Below are 19,984 nucleotides of genomic sequence, written 5' to 3'. Positions count from 1 at the left end.
ACAGCGTGGCCGGAGCCTACGATACGGCGGAGGTTTTCCTCATTGGCCTCCAGCTCCTCGGGCCGGAACAGGAAGAGGGCTTTCACCCCCGCCCCATCCAACTGGTCCCGGGGAGGAGCCGGAGCGCGCACAGCTGACGGTGTATTTCGCCTTCCAGTGTACCGGAGGCGGCGGTGTGACCCAGATCCTGGACCAGTTGGATGGGGCGGGGGTGAAAGCCCTCTTCCTGTTCCGGCCCGAGGAGCTGGAGGCCAATGAGGAAAACCTCCGCCGTATCGTAGGCTCCGGCCACGCTGTGGGCCTGAGCGTGGAGGGGACCACTCTGAGCCAGGTGGAGGAGCAGCTGGATCAGGGCGAAGCCCTGCTGGACCGGCTGGTGCGGCTCAAGACCCACACCGTCTATCTGGAGAAGGCAGGACGGGATGTGTCCTCAGCGCTGTCGGAGGAAGGCTGGGCCTGCTGGTCTCCCCAGCTGGACCAGACCGGGGATACCCGTTCAGCGGCCACCCGCAGCAATGCTCTGATGAATAACTTTGACAGCCGTACCGGCTCGGTTCGGGTCATGCTGGACGACCGGCCCGGTACCGCCGATCTGCTGGACCGGCTGCTGCCACGGATGGAGCGGGAGGACTACCGGACCCGGCTGGCGCTGGAGACCTGGTTCTGAACCAAGGGGGCGGGCAGATGCCCGCCCCTTACCTTATATATAATAATGTAGAGACAGGAGGAAACTGCCATGCGCAGCGTCTATCTGGACAACGGCGCCACGTCCTACCCCAAGGCCCCCGGCGTGGGGGAGGCCATGAGTGATTTTATCACCAACATCGGCTGCAATATCGCCCGGGGGGGCTATCAGCAGGCCTATGACGCCGCCGGCCGGGTGCTGGAGGTGCGGGAAAAACTCAATGCTCTGGTAAACGGCCCTGGCCCCCGCAATGTGGTCTTTACTGCCGGCGCTACCGCCGGACTCAACCTGCTGCTCAAGGGCCTGCTCCGGCCGGGGGATAAGGTGCTCACCTCCCCCATGGAGCACAATGCGGTGCTCCGCCCCCTGGAGCAGCTGAAGAAGCAGGGCGTTGTGGTGGAGTACCTGCCCTGTACCGAGCGGGGGGAGCTGATCCTGGACGGACTGGCGGACAAGCTGACCCCCGACGTCCGGGCCGTCATGCTCTGCCACGGCTCCAACGTCTCGGGCACCCTCTTTCCTATTGATAAGGTGGGCCCCCTCTGCCGGGAACGGGGGATCTTCTTTCTGGTGGATGCTGCCCAGACCCTGGGGGCCATCCCGGTGGATATGGCTTCCATGTGCATCGACGGCCTGGCCTTCCCCGGCCATAAGGGCCTGCTGGGGCCCCAGGGCATCGGCGGGGTGGTGGTGACCGACGCTCTGGCGGCGGAGCTGGACCCGCTGCTCTCCGGCGGCACCGGCAGTATGTCGGAATCTCTGGAGATGCCCGCATTCCTGCCCGACCGCTTTGAGGCGGGGACCCTCAACCTGCCCGGCATCTTCGGCCTGGGGGCGGCCCTGGACTATCTGGAGCAGGAGGGGGAGACCCTCCGCGTCCGGGAGCACAGGCTGGCGGGACACCTGTGGGCCCGCCTCATGGAGCTGGAGGAGGATGGCATCCGGGTGCTGGGTACGGACGACCCCGCCAACCGCACCGGGGTGGTGTCCATCGACTTCCTGAAGGCGGACAATGGGGAAATGGCCTTCCGGCTGGAGCAGGAGTACGGTATCCAGACCCGCTGCGGCCTCCACTGCGCCCCGGTGGCCCACCGGACCCTGGGCACCTTCCCACAGGGGGCGGTCCGCTTCTCCGTGGGCCCCTTTACCACCTTTGAAGAGATCGACTATGTCCAGGGAGCGGTATACGAGCTGCTGCTGGACTAACCCGCACCCCGTTCCTTTCCTCCGCCGGTACAGCCTGGCCGGAAGATTACGCTTGTGTTACAAAACCGTCAGGGGTGTTGACGGAACGGATTTGATGGATTATCATTATGCCAGACTCATGGAGAGGATGTCCCCTCCTCATGGTCAAATCAAATAAGGAGGAATTCCAAATGAGAAACCTCAAGCGTGTTCTCAGCCTGGGTCTGGCTTCCGTTATGCTCATGGGCATGATGGTCGTGGGCGCCGGCGCTGCGAGCAGCGATTTCACTGATGCCAGTGAGATCAAGAATGTTGAGGCTGTCGACGTTATGGTCGCTCTGGGCGTGCTTCAGGGCGGCGATAAGGGCGACTTCCAGCCCAACTCCATCCTGACCCGTGAGCAGGCTGCTAAGATCATCTGCTATATGCTCCTGGGCGAAGAGGCCGCTGAGAAGCTGGCCACCAGCGGCGCCGTGTTCACCGACGTGGCTGCTGACCGCTGGTCCGCTCCCTTCATCGGCTACTGCGTGAACCTGGGCATCCTGGCCGGCGACGGCAACGGTCACTTCTTCCCCGAGGGCAAGCTGACCGGCGCTGCTTTCGCTAAGATGCTGCTGGTTGCTCTGGGCTACGATCCCAAGATCGAGAACTACACCGGCAACTCCTGGACCATCAACGTGGCTGCTGACGCCATCGAGGCCGGCATCTCCCCCAAGGGCCTGGTGCTGACCAACGAGCTGTCCCGTCAGGACGCCGCTCAGATGGCTTTCCAGACTCTGACCGCCAACATGGTCAAGTACGACAACAAGGGCGTTGACATCGACTTCGGCAACGGCGGCGGCTCCGTCAACATGGGCGCTTCCAATGCCGAGCCTGTGGCCAACGACAAGTCCGATGATTACCGCGTTGTCTCCGCTGACCGCGACGAGTATCAGCAGTTCTGCGAGAAGTACTTCTCCGACCTGAAGCTGGATGCCGGCGATGTGCGCAACGACTTTGGCGCTCCCGCCACCAAGTGGGAGTATGACGGCGAAACCGTGGGCACCTATGCCACCAAAGACGCTGCCGAGACCTATGTTGAGGGCTTCGACGCTGACGAGCTGAAGGATCTGAAGGACGACGACTACGACTTCTCCAAGGCCAACGTGTATGTGAACGGCTCCAAGGACGCTTCTCTGGACGCTGACAAGCTGGCTGCCCGCGAGTATGTCGGCACCACCATCGAGCTGTACGCCAACGGCGACAAGGCCAAGGAGATCACCCACATCGTGGTGAAGCAGGGCTACCTGGCTCAGGTCACCGATCTGGATGACGAGTCCGTCTCCTTGGACATCTACAATCCTTGGGACAAGAAGACTGCTACCAATGTCACCTTCGATGACGACACCAAGAAGAACAACGACACCTTCGACAAGCTGTCCGCCAAGTACGAGGAGGACGATTACCTGATCGTCTACACCAAGGGCGCTGTGGTTGACGCCGCTGTCCTGGCTATCGCTGACGTGGAGACCGTGTCCGGCAAGGTTGCTACCACCAAGATTACCGCTGCCGACGGTTACAACGGCTACTTCACCATCGACGGCACCAAGTACACCCTGGCTTCCGGTTACACCGAGGCTACCGAGATCAAGGCCGGCTCCGAGTATGACTTCTACCTGGACGAGAACGGCTTCGCGATTGGCGCTGAGACCGTGAAGGAAGCTTCCGCTACCATCGACGAGGTCTACTATGTGGACAACGTCTGGAAGGAGACCTCCGTGGTTGCCGGCGCTAAGGTTGACGCCTACTACGCTCAGCTGGTCGCTCTGGACGGCACCATCTCCCAGATTGAGCTGGAGAGCCTGGACAAGAACGACAAGACCGGCACCTATGATGATGCTGCTTATGAGAAGCAGCTGGTCACCATCTCCGATAAGAAGTGGACCAACGACGGCACCACTTACAAGTCCGGCGACGACAAGTTTGACCTGGCTGTTTGGGCTCCCAACAGCGCGGAGACTTGGGATCTGTACAATGTTGCTAAGGATGCTTTTGGCGGTGACTTTGCCAAGAATTCCACCCGTATCAGCGCTACCGTGACTGGTGCCGAGAGTGGCAGCAAGACCTTCCGTCTGAACGCTGACACCAAGTACATCTTCGTGGAAGGCGCCAGCAACAAGCTGTCTGCTACCGTGTACACCGGCGGCGTGGCTTACGACACCGCCAAGGCTACCAAGTCCTTCGTCATCACCGAGGACGGCTCCGCTGTGGCCAAGTACATTATCATCATCACCAACGATGCTGATCAGGCTCAGACCTTCAGCGATGACGCTATCTTCATCGCCAAGGCCAGCACTGAGATGGGCGATGGCTACCGCGTCCAGACTGTCTACTATGCCGATGGCAAGAAGGACACCATGAACGTGGCCGAGGGTCAGTATGGTGATCTTACCGCTGGCTTCTACACCTATGACACCGACGAGGACGGCTACTACGTCCTGGACGATGCCAACAAGATGACCATCACCGAGGGCTTTGTCTGGAAGGATCAGGAGGGCGTGATTGCCGATGCTACCATCGCTAAGGACGCTCTGTTCGACAGCCTGCTGACTGTGACCTCCGGCGGCTTCAAGGTCGAGGATATCGATGTCGCCGACGCCGCTTTCGTGGACGCTCACGACACCGATAAGGGCTACAGCAAGACCGTCTCCAGCCTGGAGTCTCTGACCAACCTGGTCAACGACGAGAAGGTCGGCGCTGTGAAGCTGTCCCTGAACGTCTCCAAGGACGGCGCTGTGATCATCGTTGTGACTGACATCGCTGCGAAGTAATCAGCCCGATTCCATCGGAACGATTTAAGCAAAAACGAGTCCCCGGATTTTCCGGGGACTCGTTTTTTATCCAATTACGGTATAGTGATAGGTCCGGCCGGTCTTATTGAACTGGTAAAGAGCGCCATCAGGGTGGGAGTCGGTGTAGTACCAAGACACGGAACTGTCATTCCAGGTCAGCATATTAGACCCGTTTAAGGTCTCGTCCGGTATAAAGCTGGGCGCCTGCCGGAAGAGGATGTAATATTCCGGGATACCGTTGTAGTGTTTGCTGGCCGATACATCCAACAGGATCATCTGGGCGGGAAAAGGCAGCTGAATGGTGTTGGGGTGGGCCTTACCATATTCCCCTGTGCCTGCATAGCTGCCGGTGGCGATTCGGCAGTTTCCTTTGTCCTCCAACGCAGCATCGATCTTCTCCAAATCCTCATTAAAATCGGTCCGCAGAAATGCGTCCCCCGGTTCCCACTGGTGAAGCTGATAATGTTTCGTATAGTTCGCCATACACATTCCTCCTTGTTTTGCGCTTTTGGGACAAAATGCCTCCCTGTTCCAGTCCCCACCGATACCAAAACAAGGCTTCTTTGTTGCACACCGGGAAAACAGCGTCGGTAATCTGCCGCCGCCTTTGTCAGTCAGTACAAAGGCACTCGAACTGGAGTTATTTTCTGAAAACTGGCGTGGACGTATCACTTACAAGAAAAAAAGCATTTTTCGGCCATGCAACAAAAGCCCTCTGTCCGGGTATGGACGGAGGGCTTTTAGCTTGAAAGAAAAACTAGGAGGAATGCGTATGGCAAACTATACGGAACATTATCAGCTGCATCAGTGGGAAGGGTCGGACCCCTTCCTGCGGACCGACTTCAACGAGGATTTGAAGAAAATCGATGCTGCGCTAGCTGCGGCAAAAACAGGTCCCGCCTGTGTTACCGGTAACTATTCAGGGTATGGTGCAGAGGTTACTGTTGCTCTGGGATTTCGACCTAGTTTCCTAGTAATTTCCCCAATTAACCGGAGCGGCGGTTACTCCAGTGATGTCTTATGCCTTATGGGTGGAGAGGAAGCCATGATTAAAATTCCCGAATATTCTTCTAACGAAATCTATCAAAATATGGTGTTCTCTGAGGCAGGTTTTACGGTTCCTGTCGACTCCGGTATGGTTAATAAAGATGTGCGCTTCAGTTACACCGCTTTTTATTAAAATATCAAAGGGCCCCCGCTTTGCAGCGGAGGCCCTTTGTGTTGTTACAGCGGATATCCGGTCTTAAACCAGAATTTCTTAGCCGACAACAGCGGTGTAGGTCATGTCGACACCGTCAACAGTCAGGGTAGCGGTGTAGGTCACGCCGGTCTTCCAGTCGCCGCCGTTCTTCCAGTCATCGGTCACAGCCTTGACCAGAGTGGTGTAGCCGTCGGTATCATTGCCGGTGCGCCAGTTGCTGCCCTTCAGCTCAGTCACGCCAGTGCCGGTGGTGATCCAGGTGTAGGTCTTGCCCTGGTACTCGATCTTGGCAGCCTCGCCAGTGCGCTTCAGAGCGCCCAGGAACTTGGCCAGGTCGGCAGAAATCTTCATGGGAGCGCCATCATCGCCGGGATTGGTGCTCTCAATGTAGCTCTTGTCGCCAGTAACGGTGACATCGCTGCCGTCCACTTCGAACTTGCCGTTGGTATCGCCGATGGCATCAACAGAGTCGTTCACCTTGTCCACGGTAGCGGTGTCGGCCACGTTGTAGACAACGATGAGCTGAGCGGCTTCCTTCTTGGAGTCAGCGTAGACAACCTTCAGGTAGACGTTGTAGCCAGCCTTCTGGGCAGTCTGCATACCAGCCAGGGTGGTAATGCTCTTGCTGTAGTCACCGTCGGTATCGTGAGTATCCACGATGGCAGCGTCGGCAGTGTCAACAACGTTCTTGTTGCCAGCAACAGTCAGAGAATCGCCATAGTAGCTGACGAAGGTGGTGGTGTCCATAACATCGGCATCCAGCTCGCCCTTGACGTCATAGTTGCCATTGGTCATCTCGGCATACTCATAGAACTTGCCGGCGGACAGAGTCTTAACAGTGCTGTCCTTATCCACAACGATGGTGGTCTCCTCACCGGTCTTGCTGTACACGGTGTACTGCTTACCGCCGGAAACGGTGGTAGCAGAAGCGTCGTCCACGTAGAAGTAATCGCCGGTAGCGGCAGCGGTAAAGCTATCGCTGATGATCACCACATACTGAACAACGGGGCTGCCGTTGACGGTCTTGGAGATCACGAGAACCACATCATTGGCCTCATCCTCATAGGAGATGGAGCCGGTCTTGGTAGTGACCTTCACGTCGTCGTTGTAGGACTCGATCACCACATACTGGGTGTTCTTGTCCAGGTAAGCGCCGTTCAGCTTCTTGGTATCGGCAGTAATCTCCAGATTGCCGTCAGCCAGATCGCTGCTGACCTTAAAGTCGGAATCCTTCCAGACCTTCAGGGTCACATCGTAGGTCTTGTCGGTGTCATACTTAACAGTATAGGCATCCTTGGTGTAGAAGCCAACGGTCAGGCCGTTCAGGTAGGTTACAACAGCGGTATCCTTAGCGGTACTCTTCTCGGCCTCGGCCACCATGATGTCCTCCACGGTGCCGTCCAGATAGACAGCCTGCACGTAATAGGAGTTGGTGGTCTTGCCCTTCACGGTCTCGGTCTCAACCCAGTAAGGACGATCAGTCCCACCAATCTTGGCGATATTATCCAGATAGAAGACATCGTCAATGGTGATGGAGCCCTCAACGACCTCAGCCTTGATGACGTAGCCGTTGTTGTCCAGGTACAGCTTGTAGCTGCCTTCCTTGAAGTCGACCTTCTGGGCGATCTCGTCATCGGCAGACTTAGTCATGGTGTACTTGGTGCCGTCGATGGTGTAGGTGGTGGCGGTGTAAGCGGTGATGGCGCCCTCAACGGTCTCGGCCACATAGGAACCGATAATCTCATCCTTGTAGTCGCCGGTGCCCTCAACCAGAGCAACCACAGCGTCCTCGACATAGGTGTCGGCGTTGTAGCCGGCAATGTCGGTGTTGTTAAAGGTACCAGCCTTGTCGAAGGTAATGTAAGCGGTCACGCCGTCCTCAGCATCGTCCTTCTTCACGTCGGTGTCAACGTCGGTGATGACGTCGGCAGTGTAGCGGGTCACGATGATCTTGGAGACCTCGTTGTTGTCGCCAACATAGTACTCAACCACGTCGCCGATCTCGTAGGCATCGCCAGCGAAGCCGTTCTTAACGGTGGTAGCATCGTCGATGTCCAGCTTCTTGTTGGCCTCGGTGGCCCAGTACTCGGCGTCCTTGTCGGCCTTGCTCACCACGATGGTGTAATCGGCCTCGTCAGCGGCAAAGGTGACGTCTTCCTTGTTGTACTGCCAGGTGTAGCCGGGACGGCCAAAGGCGTCGGTCTCACCGGAAACCTTCTTCAGGTCGGTGAAGTACTTCTCGCAGAACTGCTGGATGCCGTCGTTGTCGCCATCGGTGTAGTTCTCGCTGCCGTCCTTCACAGACTCAGCGGGGGTGTTGCCCACGATGACCTGCATACCGTCGGAACCGATAACGGTGGTGCCCTTGGAGGCATACTTCACCATGTCGGCGGTCAGGGTCTGGAAGGCCATCTGAGCAGCGTCCTGACGGGACAGCTCGTTGGACAGCACCACGCCCTTGGGGGAGATGCCAGCCTCGATGGTGTCGGCAGCCACGTTGATGGTCCAGGAGTTGCCGGTGTAGTTCTCGATCTTGGGATCATAGCCCAGAGCAACCAGCAGCATCTTGGCGAAAGCAGCGCCAGTCAGCTTGCCCTCGGGGAAGAAGTTGCCCTGACCGTCGCCAGCCAGGATGCCCAGGTTCACGCAGTAGCCGATGTAGGGAGCAGACCAGCGGTCAGCGGCCACGTCGTTGAACACGGTGGAGTTGGTGGTCAGCTTTTCAGCAGACTCGGTGCCCAGCAGCAGGTAGCAGATAATCTTGGCAGCCTGCTCACGGGTCAGGATGGAGTTGGGTTGGAAGTCGCCCTTATCGCCGCCCTCGAGAATACCGAGCGCGACCATAACGTCGACAGCCTCAACGTTCTTGATCTCACCAGCATCGGTGAAATCCTTGCTCGCAGCGCCGGCGCCCACGACCATCATGCCCATCAGCATAACAGCGGCCAGAGCCAGGCTGAGAGTCCTCTTGAGGTTTCTCATTTGGAATTCCTCCTTATTTTATTTGACCATGAGGAGGGAACAAAATTATTTGAAAATCCGCAATCCATTGTGGCACAGTCGCTTGATGGAATAAAAATGGCGACAGCTATCCTCCAGGTAGCCAAAATGAGGGGAAAAAGAAAAGTGAAACGGTCAGTGCAGAACTGTTGACGGCTGAAACGATCCCTGACAAAATACAAGATACGACACTGTTCGACCATCATTGGGTGCACTGAGGAGGAGTTGGAATGGCAAGAAAGACGATCAAAAAGAACCTGGCGTATGACGATCAAAAGCAGCTGTACTACGTCTGCTTCAATTACGGCACCAATGCCGATGGACACCGGGACCGAAGAGTACGCACCTTTACCGATCTGGCGGAAGCGGAACTGGCCCTGGAACAGTTCTAAAAGGGGCTGGGCGGAAGGGTGCTCTGTGATTCCAGCCGCCTGACCCTGGCGGAGTGGCTGGAGTACTGGCTGGAGGAGGTCATTGCCCCCAATCGGGCCTATACCACCTATTACTGCTATCGAGCACTCATCAAAAACCACATCGTTCCCGCATTGGGCCGCATCCGCCTGCGGCAGCTGGAGCCGTGGCACATCCAGAAATATTACGCCGAAAAAATGCGGGAGGGCCGTCTGGACTCCAACAGCGTCCACAAGCACCATATCCTGCTCCACACAGCCCTCCAGCTGGCCTTCCGGCAGAAGATCCTGCGGGAGAATCCGGTGGAGCGGGTGGAGGCCCCCAGAGAGCACCCCACCCGGCAGTTCTACTACACCCCGGAACAGCTGCGGGATCTCTTCCGGGAGGTGGAGGACTCCTGGCTGGAGCTGGTGGTCAAGCTGGGGGCCTACCTGGGCCTGCGGCGGGGGGAGATCTGCGGTTTGCGGTGGACTGACGTGGATTTTGAGCACTATGTGATCCGCATCCGGGTCACCCGCACCACTGCGGGAGACCAGGTGGTGGAAAAGGAACCCAAGACCCGCAATTCCATCCGTACCCTGGGCATCGCCGGACTGGAGGACCTGACCAATCTGCTCCACAGCATCCGGCGGGAGCAGACAGAGCGGGCGGCCACCCAGCCGGACTATGTGGACAGCGGCTATGTACTGACCGACGACAAGGGAGAACCCAGACACCCCAATATGGTGACCTGGTCTTTCCGCACCTTTGTGGAGCGGCACGGCCTGCCGCCCATCACGGTCCATGGCCTGCGACATACCTTTGCCAGCCTGGCCAACAGCGCCCGCATTCCTTTGGTGGACATCGGCAAAGCCCTGGGACACAAGGATGTGTCCATCACCGGTCGGATCTATACCCACATTTTTGACCAGACCCACCAGGAGGTGCTCAACACGGTAGCCTCCCGTATCGCGGCAGGCTAAATTGGGCTTGACAAACCTGGTATCTAAGCATATGATTAGAGAGAAGATAAAAGTTTAGGAGGTGCCCAATGACCCAGCGGGAACGGCAGATCCTGAAATGGATCGAAGAAAACCCCCTGATCTCCCAGCAGGAGCTGGCGGAAAAGGCCGGTATCACCCGGTCGTCGGCGGCGGTGCATATCTCCAACTTGATGAAGCAGGGACACATCGCCGGAAAGGGCTACATCGTCCGTACCGCTCCTTACGCAGTGGTGGTGGGAGGAGTGAACCTGGACATCGGTGGCCGGTCCTTCGGCAAGCTGGTGCCGGCGGACTCCAACCCCGGACAGGTGCGGACCAGTCTGGGAGGCGTAGGCCGCAACATTGCCCACAACATGGCGCTGCTGGGGATGGATGTGCGGCTGCTCACCGCCTTCGGGGACGATATGAACGCCCAGCGCATTGCCGCCAGCTGCGGAGAGCTGGGCATCGACATCAGCCAGTGTCTGACGGTGCCTGGCGGAGCCACCTCCACCTATCTCTTCATCGCCGACCAGCGGGGGGATATGGCCCTGGCAGTGAGCGATATGGAGATCTATGAGCATATGACCCCGGCCTTTCTGGCCGGGCGGAGCCGCCTGCTGCAAAACGCCCAGCTGGTGGTGGTGGATACCAATATTCCGGCTCAGTCCATTGCCTGGCTGGCGGACAACCTGCATCTGCCCCTCTTTGCCGACCCGGTGTCCACCGCCAAGGCGGAGAAGCTGCGGCCGGTGCTGGGCAAGCTCCACACCCTCAAGCCCAACCGGATGGAGGCAGAACTGCTCTCCGGGGTGACCATCATCGACGAGGTCAGCCTGAACCGGGCGGCGGACGTCCTGCTGGACACCGGTCTGCGGCGGGTATTCATCAGCCTGGGCGGGGAGGGCGTGCTGGCCGCCGACCACAACGGGCGGGTTCATGTGCCCTGCTGTCCCGGTCAGATGGTGAACACCACCGGCTGCGGCGACGCAGGGATGGCGGCCATTGCCTGGGCCTACCTGGAAGGTACCGATCTGGAGGGCACTGCCAAAGCCGCCATGGCAGCGGGAGCCATCGCCATGGAGAGCGCCGAGACCATTAACCCGGCTATGAGCGCCCGACTGCTCAGAGACCGGATGGAAGCATAAGCATAAAAACAACTGATTTCATATGGAGGTAACTGCAATGAATCTGAACAAGTATCTGGACGTAGCCCCTGAAGTAGCCCAGGCCGTGGCCGAGGGCAAGCCCGTGGTGGCCCTGGAGTCTACCATCATCTCCCACGGTATGCCCTATCCCCAGAACGTGGAGACCGCTCTGAAGGTGGAGCAGATCATCCGGGACAACGGCGCGGTGCCCGCCACCATCGCCATCCTGGGCGGCCGCCTGAAGGCCGGTCTTACCGCAGAGGAGATCGAGTACCTGGGCAAGCAGGGCCAGGCTGTGACCAAGGCCAGTCGCCGTGACCTGGCTGTGCTGGTGGCTCGCAAGGCCGACGGCGCCACCACCGTTACCACCACCATGATGATCGCCCATATGGCCGGCATCAAGATCTTCGCCACCGGCGGCATCGGCGGCGTCCACCGGGGCGCCGAGACCACCATGGACATCTCCGCCGACCTGGAGGAGCTGGCTTCCACCCCCGTGATGGTGGTGTGCGCCGGCGCCAAGTCCATCCTGGACCTGGGCCTGACTCTGGAGTACCTGGAGACCCACGGCGTACCCGTCATCGGCTACGGCACCAAGGAGCTGCCCGCCTTCTACACCCGCAAGAGCGGCTTCGAGGTGGACTACCGCATGGACACCCCCGCGGAGATTGCCGCCGCTTTCCACGCTTCCCAGGAGCTGGGCCTGAAGGGCGGTATGCTGGTGACCAACCCCATCCCCGAGGAGTTTGCCATGGACCACGACGTCATCAACAAGGCCATCGACGAGGCCATTGAGCAGGCCAAGGAGCAGGGCATCCACGGTAAGGCCACCACCCCCTTCCTGCTGGCCAAGGTGAAGGAACTCACCGGCGGCGACAGCCTGGATTCCAACATCCAGCTGGTATTCAACAACGCCCGTCTGGCTGCCCGCACCGCCGCCGAGCTGTGCGCCATGGGCTGAGTTTTCCCTTTCTTTCACGCAAAAGAACGCCGCATATGCGGCGTTCTTTTTTGCTTCAAGAAAAGGAATTGTAACAATATTTCTTTTTGTTTACATTCACCTGCCATGCGTTGAATCCGCCTCTGCCTGGACGTATAATAAACAAAACGACAATACTTGGACCAGATTACCGGCCTTGTGCCGGAGGAACGTGCCCCATGTGGGAGAAAAGAGGCGATCTTAATGGCACGGAAATCCATATTGTTTCGCCGGCTGGGTGCGGCGCTGCTGGCGCTGCTGCTTCTGCCGGCTACGGCCGCCTGGGCTGCGGAACCTGCACCTGCTGAGGCGGCGCCTGCCCTGGCGATCTATACCACAGGAGATATGGCGGGCCGGGTAGGAGAGACCGATCCCATGACCGGACAAACGGAAGAAAACAGCTATTTGAAGGTAGCTTCCGCCATGGCGGAGGAGCGTCAGACCGTGAAGAGCGCGCTGCTGCTGGACAGCGGGGATGCGGTGGCCAATACCCTGGTCAGCGGCAGTGCCGCCGACACCGCTTTGGCTCTGCGTACCATCGGTTATGATGGACTGATCCCCAGCGTGGAGGAGTTCCGGCTGGGGCAGGGCCACCGGGCCGCCTTTTTCCGGGATTTGACCCAAGAAAACGGCCAGGGTACGCCGGTGAAACTGATCTCCGCCGACTGGATGGACGGGGAGAGCGGACAGAACGCTGCCCAGCCCTACCACATCTATACCCGCCAGCTGGAGGGCAAGGAGATCCGGATCGCAGTGGTGGGCCTGGGCACTTTGGAGGTGCCCCAGTCTCTGCCCTCTTACTATTATAGTGACAGCAAGTTCGGCCATACGGACAACACCGGCATGAGCTATGCCTGGGAGTGGAACCACTGGATCTGGCCCCAGCTGGAGCAGCAGAATTGCGACCTGGTAGTGGTATGCTGCCACGCAGACCAGGAGACGCTGGAGGAGTTTGCCGCCCAAACCGCAGGGATTGACCTGCTGGTGAGCGGCCACGGCCAGGCGGATATGGGCACTTTGGAGAATCGGGATGGCCAGATGGTGTCCTGGGTCAGCAGCGGCGGAACCACCCTGACCCGTACCGAGGTGATTCTCTCTGACAACGGTACTCCTGTGATCGGCGAGAGCCAGCTGCTGCGACTGAGCGACTATGAAAATGATCCGGCGCTGGCCCAAGCCACGGCCGACGGCCAGAAGGCCCAGCAGGCCCGCGCCGAGCAGCGCGCAGGGACCCTGTCCGGCAACTGGACGGAGACCACTGCCAGTGCTACCCGGCAGACCCAGGCGGCTGATCTGGTTGCCCGGGCTATGCTGTGGACCTCAGGGGCGGATGCGGCCCTGATTACCAACGGAAGCCTTGGATATCTGCCGGAGCAGAGCAGCAGCGGCAGCGGAGCCCGTGCCCTGAGCCTGAGGGACTGTGCTACCCTGGCCAGCGGAGACAGTCCGGTGGTGATGGTGGAACTGACCGGCGCCCAGCTGGAGGCATGGCTGGAGGTCTGTGCCGGGCGGTACCAGGTGGATGAGAGCGGTCGGGTGACCGGTGGGCAGGACGCCGATTTCCTGTATGGTATGGACTATGAGCTTTATGTAGGCGGCCAGCCTGGCCAGCGGGTGGTCAATCTGACCTGGCAGGGCCAGCCGGTGGAGGAGGATCGCACCTATCGTGTGATTTTGGAGGAGTCTCATCTGTATGACGACGAGTTCCCCTCCTGCACCATTTTGTGGTCCGCCGCAGCCGATATGCAGTATGCTGCCACCGGCGGAACAATGGCCTCCCTTCTGACCGCGTTTACTTCCCGTTCCGGGGCTGTTGTACCGCAGCGGGAGAGCACCTGGGCGGTATACGCCGGTGCTGTGGACAGTCCCATGACCCGGTTGGGTTTTGTGGAGATGCTCTATGAGGTGGCAGGCCAGCCCAAGCCCGGGGCCAATGTGGCCTTTGCGGATGTGACGGGAAGCGACGCGGTGGTTTGGGCCGCGGAAAAGCGCATCGTCAGCGGAGACGGCAAGGGTATGTTCCTGCCCCAGATGGAAGTGACACGGGAGCAGGCGGCAGCCATGCTCTATAACTACGCCAGAGCGGAAGGCCTGGACCTGACCGCCGATGGTTCGGCTGTCAACGCCCTGTCCGACCGGGCTTCTGTCTCCGGCTGGGCGGTGACGGCGGTGGATTTCTGCCTCCGCAACGGTCTGCTGGAGCCGGTGAACGGCCAGTTCCAACCCTCTGCCACCATGACCCGGGCGGAGGTCCAGCGCACCATGGAAGTTTTAAAAACATTGGATTGAACCGGATTTCGGATGAAACGGACGCCCTGGGGGGCGTCCGTTTTTCTTTCATAAAACGGTAAGAGGGCGTTTAGAAATTTTTAAGATGATGCTGGTACACTATCTTCAGAAGCAAAGGAGGCATACAGATGGAGCAGATTCTGAAGGTAGAAGGACTGTGCCGGGATTATGGCAGAGGAACGGTCACTCATGCGGTGGACCATGTGGATTTTTCGGTGGAAAAAGGGGAATTTGTAGGCATCATGGGCCCGTCGGGCAGCGGCAAGACCACCCTGCTCAACTGCATTTCCACCATTGATGCCCCTACGGCGGGCCACATCTGGGTGGAGGGCCGGGACATCACCGGCCTGAGGCAGAAGGAGCTCTCCCGGTTTCGACGGGAGCGGCTGGGCTTTGTGTTCCAGGACTGCAATCTGCTGGATACCCTTACCGCCTTTGAGAACATTGCCCTGGCCCTTACCATCCGCAAAACCCCGCCTCAGAAGGTGGAGCGGCTGGTGCAGGAGACCGCCCAGCTGCTGGAGATCACCGACTGCCTGAACAAATACCCCTATCAAATGTCGGGGGGCCAGCAGCAGCGCACCGCCGCCGCCCGGGCCATTGTCACCCGGCCGGCCCTGATCCTGGCCGACGAGCCCACCGGTGCGCTGGATTCCAAGTCCGCTCGGCTGCTGCTGGAGCGGTTCGAGGTGATGAACGAACTGTGTGAGGCTACCATCCTGATGGTCACCCACGACGCCTTTACCGCCAGCTACTGTCATCGTATCCTCTTCCTGCGGGACGGGGCGGTGTTTGCCCAGCTGGAGCGGGGGGATCTGGACCGCAGAGACTTTTTCCGGCGAATCATCGGCGTGGTGACTGAGCTGGGAGGTGACCAGAACGATGTTCTCTAAGCTGGCTGTCAAGAATGTGGGGCGCAGCTTCCGGGACTACGGGGTGTACTTCCTGACCGTGGCCTTCGGCGTGTGCCTGTTTTATGTGTTCAACGCTCTGGAGACCCAGAGTGTGATCCGCTATCTGGCCCAGCACCCCCGGGCCAACATTGTGGGAGCTATTCAGCAGCTCATCGGCATCCTGTCAGTCTTTGTGTGGGTGGTGCTGGCCTTCCTCATCCTGTACGCCTCCGGTTTTCTGGTCCGCCGCCGGTCCCGGGAGCTGGGCACCTACCTGATGCTTGGCATGGAGCGCTGGCAGGTGGCCCGGCTGCTGCTGGCGGAGACCGCCGTCATTGCTCTGACGGCGCTGGCGGTGGGGCTGGCGCTGGGTGTGGTGCTCTCCCAGGCCCTGTCCCTCTTTACCGCGGGGCTGTTTGCGGTGCCCATGACCTACTTTGCCTTTTCCCTCTCTCTCCCTGCTATCGGCAAGACGGTGCTGGCCTTTGCGGCTATCTTCCTGCTGGTGATGTTCTACCACGCATTTACCATATCCCGGCGGAAGCTGATTGACCTGCTGCGGGCCCGGCGGGTGAACCAGGAACTGAAGGTGCGCAGCCTGGGCGTCTCGGTGGTGCTCTTTCTCGTGGGCTGCGTTTTGCTGGCCGTGGCCTACACCATGCTGCTGACCCGGGGCCTGCTGCGGGTGGACGAACTGTTCTGGGTAATGATCGGGCTGGGCAGCCTGGGTACCCTGCTGTTCTTCCGGGCTTTGTCCGGTTTCCTGCTGCGTCTGTGCCAGACCAGCAAGAAGCTCTATTATAAAAATCTGAATTTGTTCATCCTGCGGCAGTTCAACGCCAATATCAATACCACCTACCGGTCCATGACGGTGATCTGCCTCATGCTGCTGCTGGCCATCGGCATCACCGCCACCTCTGTAGGACTGAACAACACCGTCTCTCAGATGGCGGACCAGACCGTGCCCCAGGATGTGGAATTGTCTGTCTGGCCCGAGGAGGAGGGAGGGACCATAGATCTGCCTGCACTGCTGACGGCGGAGGGCTTTGACCCGGAGCAGCAGTGCAGCCGCTGGATCACCTTCCCTATGTATCAGGACGAGAACGGGCGCTCCTATCTGCTCCAGACGGACTATGATGCCTATGCGGCTGCCTGGGGGAAGGAAAAGGCCGACGCTTTTGTGGAGGACTGGCGTATCCAGATGGTGTCCCAGGAAACAGAGGAGCTGTCTGTGTCCCGCTGGTACTTCCTGGCCGACTATGCCGGGGACAGACAGGAGACGGAGGACGCTTTTCTGGCGGCGGTGAGCGGTCTGAAGAATACCGGCGGCTACTCCTATACCACCAAGCTGTCCACCTGGATGGACCTGATGGGTACCAAAGTGCTGGTGCTCTTCATCGGCCTCTACCTGGGCGTGGTGTTTCTGGTGGCCTCGGCGGCGGTGCTGGCCCTCCAGCAGCTCAGTCAGGCTGCCGACAGCGCCCAGCGCTATCGGGTCCTCTCCCAGCTGGGGGTTTCCCGGCGGATGCGGGGCCGGGCGGTGGATATCCAGGTGTTTCTGGCCTTCTTCCTGCCGCTGGCCCTGGCCCTGATCCATGCCGTGGTAGGCATGACCGCCGCCAACGCCGTCATTGCCGAGGTGGGCAAGGTAGATGCCGCTGCCTCCAGCGCTGTCACCGCCCTGCTGCTGGTGGCGGTGTACGGCGGCTACTTCCTGGCCACCTGCTGGGGCAGCCGACGGCTGCTGCGCAGTCAGATATAATGCCAGAAAAAATGAGAAAACACTTGTAATCGTTCCTGTTTTGTGCTATTATCAATTTTACGTATGAGAGAAGGCGCGGGAGGACTGCGCCAAATAGAGTGCACATTGCCCCGCTGACGGGGCCGAAAGGACGATGTAGCGTGGATTACACCAAGCTGATTCTGAGCATTATCGATGTGGCGGCCTGCCTGTTCCTCATCGCCGTGGTGCTGCTCCAGTCCGGCAAGAGCGCCGGCCTGTCCGGTGCCATCGCCGGTGTTGCCGACACCTTTATGGCCAAGAATAAGGCCAAGAGCTGGGACGCCAAGCTGGCCAAGATGACCAAGTGGGTGGCCATTGGATTCATGATCCTCACCTTTGTCATCTGCCTGATCTGAGAATGCGAAAAAACGCCCTTCCGGTTTCGGAAGGGCGTTTTTTGTTGCGCCTGAGGCAAAAAGGGGTATAATACAAACCAGAAACACCAGAATCAGAAAGGAACGATCTATGAAAGAGACAAAGGAATTGACCGGTATCTACCAGGCCAGCGGCCGGGGCTTCGGCTTTTTGATCCCCGAGGAGGGGGAGGACTGCTTCATTCCACCCCGGGCCAACGGCGGCGCCTGGAATGGAGATAAAGTAACGGCCTGCATCACCGAGGAGGACCCAGAGGCAGGCCGACGGGTGGCCAAGGTGGTCCAGGTGCTGGAGCGGGCCAACAAAACCGTCACCGGCGTGCTGGAGCGGCAGGACCACGCCCTCTGGCTGAAACCGGACAACGACCGCCTGCCCGGCCCCATCCAGGTATTCACCAAGCGGAAGGGGGTGCGCCCCGGCGAGCGGGCGGCTGTGGCCATGACCAGCTTCGGCGGCGGCAAGACCGCCCCCATGGGCACCCTGCGGGAGCGGTTTGGCCCCGCCGACCGGCGGGAGAGTGCCGTGGAGGCCATTCTCTACACCCATGACATTGTGCGCACCTTCCCGCCTGCCGTGCTGGCAGAGACTGAGACCATCCCCCAGGCGGTGGAGCCCTCCGCCCTGGCGGGGCGGCTGGACTTGCGGGGCAAGACCATCATCACCATCGATGGGGCCTCCTCCAAGGACTTTGACGACGCCGTCAGCCTGGAGAAGGACGACCAGGGCCGCTGGGTGCTGGGGGTCCACATCGCCGATGTGAGCCACTATGTGCACCCCGGTTCCCCGCTGGACCTGGAGGCTTGGGAGCGGGGCACCTCGGTATATTTTGCCGACCAAGTGGTGCCTATGCTGCCGGTGGAGCTGTCCAACGGCATTTGCTCCCTGAACCCCCATGTGGACCGGCTGGCTCTGTCCTGCATCATGACCATGGACGCAAGCGGCGGGGTAGTGGACCACACTATCACCAAATCAGTGATCTGCTCCACCGAGCGGATGACCTACGAGGACTGTAACGTGCTGCTGGCGGGGGAGAACCCCGCCCTGGCGGAGCGGTACGCCCATATCCTGCCCATGCTGCGGGATATGGCGGCTTTGGCCAAGCAGCTGGAGAAGCTGCGGCGGAACCGGGGGGCCCTGGATCTGGAGACCAAGGAAAGCTATGTAATCTGCGACAGCGAGGGCAAGCCGGTGGACGTGGCCCTGCGGCAGCAGGGGGAGAGCGAGAAGCTCATCGAGTCCTTTATGCTGGCCGCTAATGAGTGCGTGGCAGAGCATTTGAACCGGCTGCACAAGCCCTGTGTCTACCGGGTTCATGAGAAGCCCTCCGACGAAAAGGGGGAGGCCCTGCGTACGATGGTGGCCCCTCTGGGCTACGATTTGAAGGGAACGGATAGCCATTCCCTCCAGAAGCTGCTGGACTGGGCCAAGGGAAAGCCGGAGGAGGGGGCGGTGTCCATGATGGTGCTGCGCTCCCTGATGAAGGCCCGGTACGACGAGGACAACCTGGGCCACTTCGGCCTGGGAGCGGAGTATTACTGCCACTTTACCTCCCCCATCCGCCGCTATCCCGACCTGATGGTCCACCGGGTGCTCACCGCCCTGCTGGACGGGACGCTGGACAAACAGGAGAAGAAGCTGACCACCGCTGTGGGGCGGGCCGCCGTCCAGTCCTCCCAGCGGGAGCTGGCCGCCCAGGAGGCCGAGCGGGAGATCGAGAAGCGCTACCTGGCCGAGTTTATGGCGGGCCACGTTGGGGAGATCTTTGCCGGTGTGGTGACCGGTGTCACCCGGTTTGGCCTCTTTGTGTCGGTGGCCGGGGGCGTGGAGGGACTGCTGCCGGTGGAGGCCTTACCCGGCGGGCCCTGGGAGTATGACCAGGCCCATCTGCTCCTGGTGGAGCTGGGCGGCAGCGGCCGGTATACCTTCGGCATGGCCCTGGAGGTGGAGTGCGCCGCCGCCGATCCGGTGAGCGGTCAGGTGGACTTTATCCTCCCCGGCGGTACCCCTGTAGCCAAGCAGGAGCGGCGGGCGGAGAAGCCCAGGACAGAAAAGTCCCGCCGGAAGAAGGGAGGCAACCGCCGGGCCATGCACCTGCCCAAACGGCGAAAAGGAGGCAAAAAACGATGATGAAACGTATTCTTTCCGGGGTGTTATTGCTCTGTGTATTGGGTTTAACGGGGTGCGGCAGCAAAATGCCCGCCCCTACGCCCACGCCTGCCGCAACCCGTTAAACCCAATACAC

15 protein-coding genes are annotated in these 19,984 nt (G+C 59.9%); 13 read left to right on the top strand and 2 right to left on the bottom strand.

Annotated elements, in window-relative coordinates; genetic code table 11:
* Positions 1–175 precede the first annotated feature (175 nt).
* The 3 genes from B5F94_RS13525 (at position 176) to B5F94_RS13515 (ending at position 4,680) form a co-directional block, all read left to right on the top strand.
* Positions 176–667 (top strand): hypothetical protein, encoded by a 492-nt coding sequence (locus tag B5F94_RS13525; protein ID WP_158100296.1) that lies wholly within the window; start codon positions 176–178, stop codon positions 665–667.
* A 69-nt stretch (positions 668–736) separates the two neighbouring features.
* Positions 737–1,891 carry an aminotransferase class V-fold PLP-dependent enzyme gene (locus B5F94_RS13520; protein ID WP_087330827.1) on the top strand — a complete coding sequence of 385 codons (1,155 nt, stop codon included), beginning with the start codon at positions 737–739 and terminating at the stop codon, positions 1,889–1,891.
* A gap of 170 nt (positions 1,892–2,061) precedes the next feature.
* Positions 2,062–4,680: an S-layer homology domain-containing protein gene (locus tag B5F94_RS13515; protein WP_158100295.1), complete on the top strand. Its 2,619-nt coding sequence runs from the start codon at positions 2,062–2,064 to the stop codon at positions 4,678–4,680.
* Between the two features lie 66 nt (positions 4,681–4,746).
* On the opposite strand, the gene B5F94_RS13510 is transcribed toward B5F94_RS13515, so the two are convergent.
* Positions 4,747–5,184 (bottom strand): hypothetical protein, encoded by a 438-nt coding sequence (locus B5F94_RS13510; protein ID WP_087330824.1) that lies wholly within the window; start codon positions 5,182–5,184, stop codon positions 4,747–4,749.
* A gap of 289 nt (positions 5,185–5,473) precedes the next feature.
* Here B5F94_RS13510 and B5F94_RS13505 point away from each other — a divergent pair, with 289 nt between their 5' ends.
* The gene (locus B5F94_RS13505) at positions 5,474–5,881 is read left to right on the top strand and encodes a hypothetical protein (protein WP_087330822.1); all 408 of its coding nucleotides are present in this window, start codon (positions 5,474–5,476) and stop codon (positions 5,879–5,881) included.
* Between the two features lie 78 nt (positions 5,882–5,959).
* Here B5F94_RS13505 and B5F94_RS13500 read toward each other — a convergent pair whose 3' ends face one another.
* Positions 5,960–8,884 (bottom strand): S-layer homology domain-containing protein, encoded by a 2,925-nt coding sequence (locus B5F94_RS13500; RefSeq protein WP_087330820.1) that lies wholly within the window; start codon positions 8,882–8,884, stop codon positions 5,960–5,962.
* A gap of 248 nt (positions 8,885–9,132) precedes the next feature.
* Here B5F94_RS13500 and B5F94_RS16505 point away from each other — a divergent pair, with 248 nt between their 5' ends.
* From B5F94_RS16505 to rnr, 9 genes are all read left to right on the top strand, one after another.
* The gene (locus tag B5F94_RS16505) at positions 9,133–9,294 is read left to right on the top strand and encodes a hypothetical protein (RefSeq protein ID WP_158100294.1); all 162 of its coding nucleotides are present in this window, start codon (positions 9,133–9,135) and stop codon (positions 9,292–9,294) included.
* An 18-nt stretch (positions 9,295–9,312) separates the two neighbouring features.
* Positions 9,313–10,275 carry a tyrosine-type recombinase/integrase gene (locus B5F94_RS13495; RefSeq protein ID WP_087330818.1) on the top strand — a complete coding sequence of 321 codons (963 nt, stop codon included), beginning with the start codon at positions 9,313–9,315 and terminating at the stop codon, positions 10,273–10,275.
* A 68-nt stretch (positions 10,276–10,343) separates the two neighbouring features.
* Complete coding sequence (locus tag B5F94_RS13490) at positions 10,344–11,423, top strand: PfkB family carbohydrate kinase (RefSeq protein ID WP_087270162.1); 1,080 nt, start codon at positions 10,344–10,346, stop codon at positions 11,421–11,423.
* 37 nt (positions 11,424–11,460) lie between these two features.
* Positions 11,461–12,384, top strand: a complete 924-nt coding sequence (locus B5F94_RS13485; RefSeq protein ID WP_087270165.1) for a pseudouridine-5'-phosphate glycosidase — start codon at positions 11,461–11,463, stop codon at positions 12,382–12,384.
* Positions 12,385–12,606: 222 nt separating this feature from the next.
* A complete protein-coding gene (locus B5F94_RS13480) occupies positions 12,607–14,691 on the top strand; it encodes a 5'-nucleotidase C-terminal domain-containing protein (RefSeq protein ID WP_087330816.1) in 2,085 nt (694 codons plus the stop codon).
* Positions 14,692–14,819: 128 nt separating this feature from the next.
* Positions 14,820–15,584 carry an ABC transporter ATP-binding protein gene (locus B5F94_RS13475; RefSeq protein WP_087330814.1) on the top strand — a complete coding sequence of 255 codons (765 nt, stop codon included), beginning with the start codon at positions 14,820–14,822 and terminating at the stop codon, positions 15,582–15,584.
* Entirely contained in the window at positions 15,574–17,346 is a 1,773-nt protein-coding gene (locus tag B5F94_RS13470) for an ABC transporter permease (protein ID WP_087330812.1), read from the top strand. The genes B5F94_RS13475 and B5F94_RS13470 overlap by 11 nt, the downstream gene beginning before the upstream one ends.
* A 140-nt stretch (positions 17,347–17,486) precedes the next feature.
* Positions 17,487–17,723 carry a preprotein translocase subunit SecG gene (gene secG, locus B5F94_RS13465; protein WP_087189548.1) on the top strand — a complete coding sequence of 79 codons (237 nt, stop codon included), beginning with the start codon at positions 17,487–17,489 and terminating at the stop codon, positions 17,721–17,723.
* 67 nt (positions 17,724–17,790) lie between these two features.
* On the top strand, positions 17,791–19,869 hold the full coding sequence (rnr, locus tag B5F94_RS13460; protein WP_343212832.1) for a ribonuclease R: 2,079 nt from the start codon (positions 17,791–17,793) through the stop codon (positions 19,867–19,869).
* Positions 19,870–19,984 lie beyond the last annotated feature (115 nt).

This window comes from Flavonifractor sp. An4 (assembly GCF_002161755.1).
In the GTDB taxonomy this organism is placed as follows: Bacteria; Bacillota; Clostridia; order Oscillospirales; family Oscillospiraceae; genus Flavonifractor; species Flavonifractor avicola.
The sequence above is the reverse complement of the archived record's forward strand: the minus strand, read 5'-3'. Positions and strand labels throughout refer to the sequence as shown.

Excerpts from the sequence above, each read along its gene's own strand:
- B5F94_RS13520 (WP_087330827.1), top strand. The coding sequence starts at position 737 with ATGCGCAGCGTCTATCTGGACAACGGCGCCACGTCCTACCCCAAGGCC.
- B5F94_RS13515 (WP_158100295.1), top strand. The coding sequence starts at position 2,062 with ATGAGAAACCTCAAGCGTGTTCTCAGCCTGGGTCTGGCTTCCGTTATG.
- B5F94_RS13510 (WP_087330824.1), bottom strand. The coding sequence starts at position 5,184 with ATGGCGAACTATACGAAACATTATCAGCTTCACCAGTGGGAACCGGGG.
- B5F94_RS13505 (WP_087330822.1), top strand. The coding sequence starts at position 5,474 with ATGGCAAACTATACGGAACATTATCAGCTGCATCAGTGGGAAGGGTCG.
- B5F94_RS13500 (WP_087330820.1), bottom strand. The coding sequence starts at position 8,884 with ATGAGAAACCTCAAGAGGACTCTCAGCCTGGCTCTGGCCGCTGTTATG.
- B5F94_RS16505 (WP_158100294.1), top strand. The coding sequence starts at position 9,133 with ATGGCAAGAAAGACGATCAAAAAGAACCTGGCGTATGACGATCAAAAG.
- B5F94_RS13490 (WP_087270162.1), top strand. The coding sequence starts at position 10,344 with ATGACCCAGCGGGAACGGCAGATCCTGAAATGGATCGAAGAAAACCCC.
- B5F94_RS13485 (WP_087270165.1), top strand. The coding sequence starts at position 11,461 with ATGAATCTGAACAAGTATCTGGACGTAGCCCCTGAAGTAGCCCAGGCC.
- B5F94_RS13480 (WP_087330816.1), top strand. The coding sequence starts at position 12,607 with ATGGCACGGAAATCCATATTGTTTCGCCGGCTGGGTGCGGCGCTGCTG.
- B5F94_RS13475 (WP_087330814.1), top strand. The coding sequence starts at position 14,820 with ATGGAGCAGATTCTGAAGGTAGAAGGACTGTGCCGGGATTATGGCAGA.
- B5F94_RS13470 (WP_087330812.1), top strand. The coding sequence starts at position 15,574 with ATGTTCTCTAAGCTGGCTGTCAAGAATGTGGGGCGCAGCTTCCGGGAC.